At 66.5% G+C, this 5641-nt stretch carries 5 protein-coding genes; 2 read left to right on the top strand and 3 right to left on the bottom strand.

Annotation, left to right across the window (positions count from 1 at the left end; genetic code table 11):
* Nucleotides 1-123: 123 nt before the first annotated feature.
* Together BST40_RS27095 and pruA are read right to left on the bottom strand one after the other, a co-directional pair.
* Nucleotides 124-1083: a proline dehydrogenase family protein gene (locus BST40_RS27095; RefSeq protein WP_075549589.1), complete on the bottom strand. Its 960-nt coding sequence runs from the start codon at nt 1081-1083 to the stop codon at nt 124-126.
* Complete coding sequence (gene pruA, locus BST40_RS27090) at nt 1083-2714, bottom strand: L-glutamate gamma-semialdehyde dehydrogenase (protein WP_083156378.1); 1632 nt, start codon at nt 2712-2714, stop codon at nt 1083-1085. Before pruA ends, BST40_RS27095 begins: the two co-directional genes overlap by 1 nt.
* 84 nt (nt 2715-2798) lie before the next feature.
* On the opposite strand from pruA, the gene BST40_RS27085 reads away from it, so the two are divergent.
* Together BST40_RS27085 and stf0 are read left to right on the top strand one after the other, a co-directional pair.
* Entirely contained in the window at nt 2799-4388 is a 1590-nt protein-coding gene (locus BST40_RS27085; protein WP_075549587.1) for a PucR family transcriptional regulator, read from the top strand.
* 52 nt (nt 4389-4440) lie between these two features.
* Nucleotides 4441-5244: a trehalose 2-sulfotransferase gene (gene stf0, locus BST40_RS27080; RefSeq protein WP_075549601.1), complete on the top strand. Its 804-nt coding sequence runs from the start codon at nt 4441-4443 to the stop codon at nt 5242-5244.
* A gap of 277 nt (nt 5245-5521) precedes the next feature.
* On the opposite strand, the gene BST40_RS32140 is transcribed toward stf0, so the two are convergent.
* Nucleotides 5522-5641: hypothetical protein (locus tag BST40_RS32140; protein ID WP_244174501.1), on the bottom strand; the 120-nt coding region annotated here is incomplete at its 5' end.

Below are 5641 nucleotides of genomic sequence, written 5' to 3'. Positions count from 1 at the left end.
CCGCAGCCGCACACCCGACTCCACCAACGCACACTCGACGCCAGCAACGCACACTCGACGCCAGCAACGCACACCCGACGCACTCAACGCACACTCGACGCCAGCAACGCACACCGGACGCACTCAATGCACCAAGGCGCGCAGGAAAAACGCCAGGTTCGCCGGGCGTTCGGCCAGGCGTCGCATGAAATAGCCGTACCACTGGCCGCCGAACGGCACGTACACCCGCAGCTGATTACCGGCGGCGGCCAGTCGCCGCTGTTCGTCGTCGCGGATGCCGTACAGCATCTGATATTCGAAATCACCTGCTTTACAACCTAATTCGGCAGCAATGTCGCCGGCCGCGCCGATGATCGCCGGGTCGTGCGACGCCACCATCGGATACCCGGAACCGGACAGCAGAACATGCAGGCAACGAAGATAGGAGTCGGTGATCTCGGCGCCGTCCCGGTAGGCCACCGCTGCGGGCTCGTCGTAGGCGCCCTTGCACAATCGGACCCGGGCACCCACCGAGGCCAGCTCCCGGCAATCGGCAAGCGTGCGCCGCAGGTAGGCCTGCACAACCGTGCCCAACCAACCGAAGTCGACCCGAAGGTCACCAGAGATCGACAAGGTCGAATCGGTGGTGGTGTGGTCTTCGGCGTCCACGGTGACCCACACCCCGAGCTGCTCGGCCCGTTCGCAGATAGTGCGGGCATTGTCCAAGGCGATCTTCGGGCCGTCGCGATCGAGCGCCTGCCCCAGCGCCGACAGCTTGAGCGACACCTCCAGCGGCCGCACACCGTCGAATGCCGTGTCCGCCCGCCGGCCCAGCGCGTCGAGCAGGTCGAGGTAGGCCCGCACGGTGGCCGCGGCGCCGTCGGCGTCGGTGACATTCTCGCCGAGGTAGTCGATGCTGACGTAGCGCCCCGAATCACGCAGCACGGCAACCATTTCCAGGACGCTATCCAGTGTTTCACCGGGCACGAACCGGCGCACCACCCGCCGGGTCACCGACGAGCGCCCGGTCATGAGCCGCAACCTATCGGATCGTCCGGCCGCCAGCAGGGCCGGGCGCAGGGTGCGGGCGAACAACCGGGCCATCAGTCGGCAGCCATGTGCGGGTAGTGGTGGTCGGTTGCCGGGACGAAAGTTTCCTTGATGGTGCGCGCCGAGGTCCAACGCAATAGGTTCAGCGGCGAACCCGCCTTGTCGTTGGTGCCCGACCCGCGCGAGCCACCGAACGGTTGGCGTCCGACGACCGCGCCGGTCGGCTTGTCGTTGACATAGAAGTTGCCCGCGGCGAACCGCAGCCGGTCTTGTGCCGTCAGCACCGCGCGGCGGTCGTCGGCGATGACGGCGCCGGTCAGCGCGTAGCGTGATCCGGTGTCGACGACGTCGAGGATGCGTTCGTACTGATCATCCGGATAGACGTGCACTGCCAGCAGCGGGCCGAAATACTCGGTCGCGAACGCCTCGTCGGTCGGATCGTCGGACAGCAATACCGTGGGCCGCACGAAATACCCTACGCTGTGGTCGTATTCGCCTCCGACCGCGATCGTGACACCGGCCGCGCCTTTGGCCCGCTCGATCGCGTCGACGTTCTTGAGGAAAGCGCGCCGGTCGATCAGCGCCCCACCATAGTTCGACAGGTCGGTGATGTCACCGTATTTCAGCTCGGCGACGGCGCCCAGGAAGGTATCACCCATCCGCTGCCACACCGAGTGGGCGATGAACGCACGCGATGCAGCCGAGCACTTCTGGCCCTGATAGTCGAACGCTCCGCGAATCAAGGCGGTGGACAACACATCCGGGCGCGCCGACGCGTGTGCCACCACGAAGTCCTTACCGCCGGTCTCCCCTACCAGCCGCGGATAGCTCTGGTAGCAGTTGATATTGGCGCCGACCTGCTGCCACAGGTGGCAGAAGGTGGCCGTCGATCCGGTGAAGTGGATGCCGGCCAGTCGCGGATCGGCCAGCGCCACCTCGGAAACCGCGAAGCCGTCGCCGGTCACCAGGTTGATCACACCCGGCGGCAAACCCGCGACTTCGAGCAGTTGCATGAGCAGATAGGCCGACAGGGTCTGGGTGATCGACGGTTTCCACACCACGGTGTTGCCCATCAGCGCCGGCGCGGTGGGCAGATTGCCCGCGATGGAGGTGAAGTTGAACGGCGTGATCGCATAGACGAAACCATCCAGTGGGCGGTAATCGGTGCGGTTCCATTCCCCTGGGCTGCTGATCGGCTGCTGGGCCAGGATCTGGCGGGCGAACGCGACGTTGAACCGCCAGAAATCCACCAGCTCGCAGGGCGCGTCGATCTCGGCCTGATACACCGACTTCGACTGGCCGAGCATGGTGGCGGCGGCGATTTTTTCCCGCCACCGCCCCGCGAGCAGATCGGCAGCGCGCAGGAACACCGCAGCGCGCTCATCGAAAGGCATTGCAGCCCAATCGGTTTTGGCGGCCATGGCGGCCGCGATCGCCGCCGCCGCATCGGCATGGTCGGCGTTGGTCAGGGTGCCCAACCGCGCGGCATGCCGGTGCGGCGCGACGACGTCGATCGGCTCGCCGTCGCCCATCCGGTGTCGGCCGCCGATGACGTGCGGCAGGTCCATCGGATGATCGGACAGCACGGCCAGCTCGGCGCGCAGCCGGGCGCGTTCCGGCGATTGCGGCGCATAGTCATGCACCGGCTCGTTGACCGGGGCCGGCACTTGGGTAATCGCATCCATGCCTGCCAGGTTCCCCGTCGCGGGACTCGAATCGATTGGCCGATACGACAGGAATTGCGACCGCTGCTAGTAGGATCGGACAATATGCGGGCGGCCGGTGTCGGATTGGGCCAGTTACTTCTTGCCCTGGATGCGACCCTGGTCAGCCTGGTCGAAGCCCCGCGGGGGCTAGATCTCACGGTGGCCTCGGCGGCGCTGGTCGATTCCGACGATGTACGGCTGGGCCTGGCCGAAGCGGCGGGCTCGGCCGACGCCTTCTTTCTGCTCGGCGTCACCGACGACGAGGCGCTGCGCTGGATCGACGGCCAAGCCCGCGCGCCGGTGGCGATCTTCGTCAAGGAACCGGCGGACGCGGTGGTGGCCAAAGCGGTCCGAGCGGGGTCGGCGGTGGTTGCGGTGGAACCGCGTGCTCGCTGGGAACGCCTCTACCAGCTGGTCAATCATGTGTTGGAGCATCACGGGGACCGTGGCGATCCCATGGACGACTCGGGCACCGACCTGTTCGGCCTGGCTCAGTCCCTGGCCGACCGAATCCACGGCATGGTCAGCATCGAAGACGCGCAGTCTCATGTGCTGGCCTACTCGGCGTCCAACGAAGACGCCGACGAGCTGCGCCGGCTGTCCATCCTGGGCCGCGCCGGACCACCCGAGCATCTGGAATGGCTGGCTCAATGGGGTATTTTCGATGCCCTTCGCGCCAGCAGCGAGGTGGTCCGTGTGGCCGAACGCCCGGAACTGGCCCTGTGTCCGCGGCTGGCGATCGGGATCCATCAGCCACCGGTGGCGCGACGGCCCCCGGTGTTCGTGGGCGCGATCTGGGTTCAGCAGGGCTCGCAGCCGCTGGCCGACGATGCCGAAGAGATTTTGCAGGGCGCGGCGGTGCTGGCCGCTCGGATCATGGCGAGGCTGGCGGCCCGGCCCTCCACGCATGCGCGGCGGGTACAGCAACTGCTCGGCCTGGCCGACGGTGAACCGCTCGAGGTGGCCGCCATCGCGCGCGAACTCGGGCTGCCCGGAGACGGGAACGCCGCGCTGATCGGCTTCGACACCATTGCCCCCGAAAACCAGCCAGCCCGGCTCACCGACGTCTTGGCGTTGAGCGCCAGCGCTTTTCGTCGTGACGCCCAGGTGGGAACCAACGGATCGCGGATCTATGTGGTGTTGCCGCACACCGCGACGGCCCGCGCGGTCACCTCATGGGTGCGTGGCACGGTCAGCTCGCTGCGCGCCGAGTTGGGCGTGCACTTGCGGGCCGCGATCGCGGCTCCGGTCGCGGGTCTGCGGGGGATCGCCGCGGCACGCAGCGAGGTCGACGGCGTGCTCGACAGCGCTGTGCGCCACCCCATCTCGATAGGGCAGGTGACCTCGGTGGCCGAAGCACGCACGGCGGTGCTGCTCGACGAAATCGTCACGCTGGTCGGGAGCTACGCGCGGCTGGTCGACCCGCGGATATCCGAGATGCGCATCCGGGATCCGGCGCTGGCCGAAACGTTACGGGTCTACTTGGACAGCTTCGGCGATATCGGCGCCGCCGCGCAGTCACTGCAGGTGCATCCCAACACGGTTCGCTATCGAGTGCGGCGGATCGAGAAGCTGCTGTCGACGTCGTTGGCTGATCCCGATGTGCGGCTGCTCTTTTCGCTGGCGTTGCGCGTGACCGAACGGTCTGGTTGACAGAAGCCGAATCATGCGCGGAGTCAGTTTTCCCCCGGAATACTCTTTTTTCGTGGCAGACCGCCCGTCGTCATACCTGGTGTTGGCGTCGCAGCGTAGCGGCAGCACGCTGCTGGTCGAATCGTTGCGCGCCACCGGCGTAGCCGGCGAACCCCAGGAGTTCTTTCAGTATCTGCCGAGGACGAGCCAGCCGCCGCAACCGCGGGAGTGGTTTGCCGGAGTTGACGACGAGTCGATCCTGCGCCTGCTCGATCCGCTGGACGACGGTAAGCCGGACCTCGCACCGGCCGAGATCTGGCGCGACTACATCCGCACGGTCGGCAGAACGCCCAACGGGGTGTGGGGCGGCAAGCTGATGTGGAATCAGACCCAGATGCTGGTGAATCGCGCGAGCGAGCTTCCGGATCGCTCGGGCGAGGGCCTCAAGGCGGCCATCCGCGACGTCGTCGGTGAGAACCCGTTCCTTGTCTATGTCTACCGTCCCGACGTCGTGTCGCAGGCGGTGTCGTTTTGGCGGGCGGTGCAGACACGGGTCTGGCGGGGGCACCCCGATCCGGTCCGCGACGCCCGTGCCGTGTATCACGCCGGGGCGATCGCTCACGTCGTCACCATGCTGCGCGCCCAGGAAGCGGGCTGGCGCAGCTGGTTCGTCGAGGAGAACATCACACCGATGGAGATCGCCTATCCGGTGTTGTGGCGCAATCTGACCGAACTGGTCGGCACCATCCTCCAGGCGTTGGGACTCGACCCGCGGCTGGCGCCCGCGCCGGTGCTACAGCGGCAGGCCGATCAGCGTTCCGACGAGTGGGTGGACCGTTATCGAGCAGATGCCGAAAGGGACGGGCTGCCTACGTGAAGCCGGGCCGGCACATCGCCGGATTGCAACCAAGACATGGGCTGGCCAGCTCGATGGGTTTCGATGCCCCACACCATCTCGATGAGTCAACGTCGTTGCCATTCCGCATGATTCGATGTATCGCTATCTGCTGGTTGGCGTTGGCCGAACAGCGCTACCCGACTTGACTCGAAGCTCAGTGCGCACGTCGGCGGAGATCTTGATGAGGGCCTCGGGTGTCGGGTCGGCGGTGGTGCGGGATTGATTAGCACCGAACGTTTTTATGCCCCAACCTGTTTCAGCTTTGATACGATGCAGGCGACCAGGCCAGTTGGGGTTGGAAAGGGTCATACCACCACCAGTGGGCGCGTTCGCCGGTGGGCCCGGCGTACGACGGTACGGCAGGTGGGGGTTGGGT

The sequence above is a fragment of the Mycobacterium persicum genome (genome assembly GCF_002086675.1).
Classification (GTDB): domain Bacteria; phylum Actinomycetota; class Actinomycetes; order Mycobacteriales; family Mycobacteriaceae; genus Mycobacterium; species Mycobacterium persicum.
This window is presented reverse-complemented; position numbering and strand designations above follow the sequence as displayed.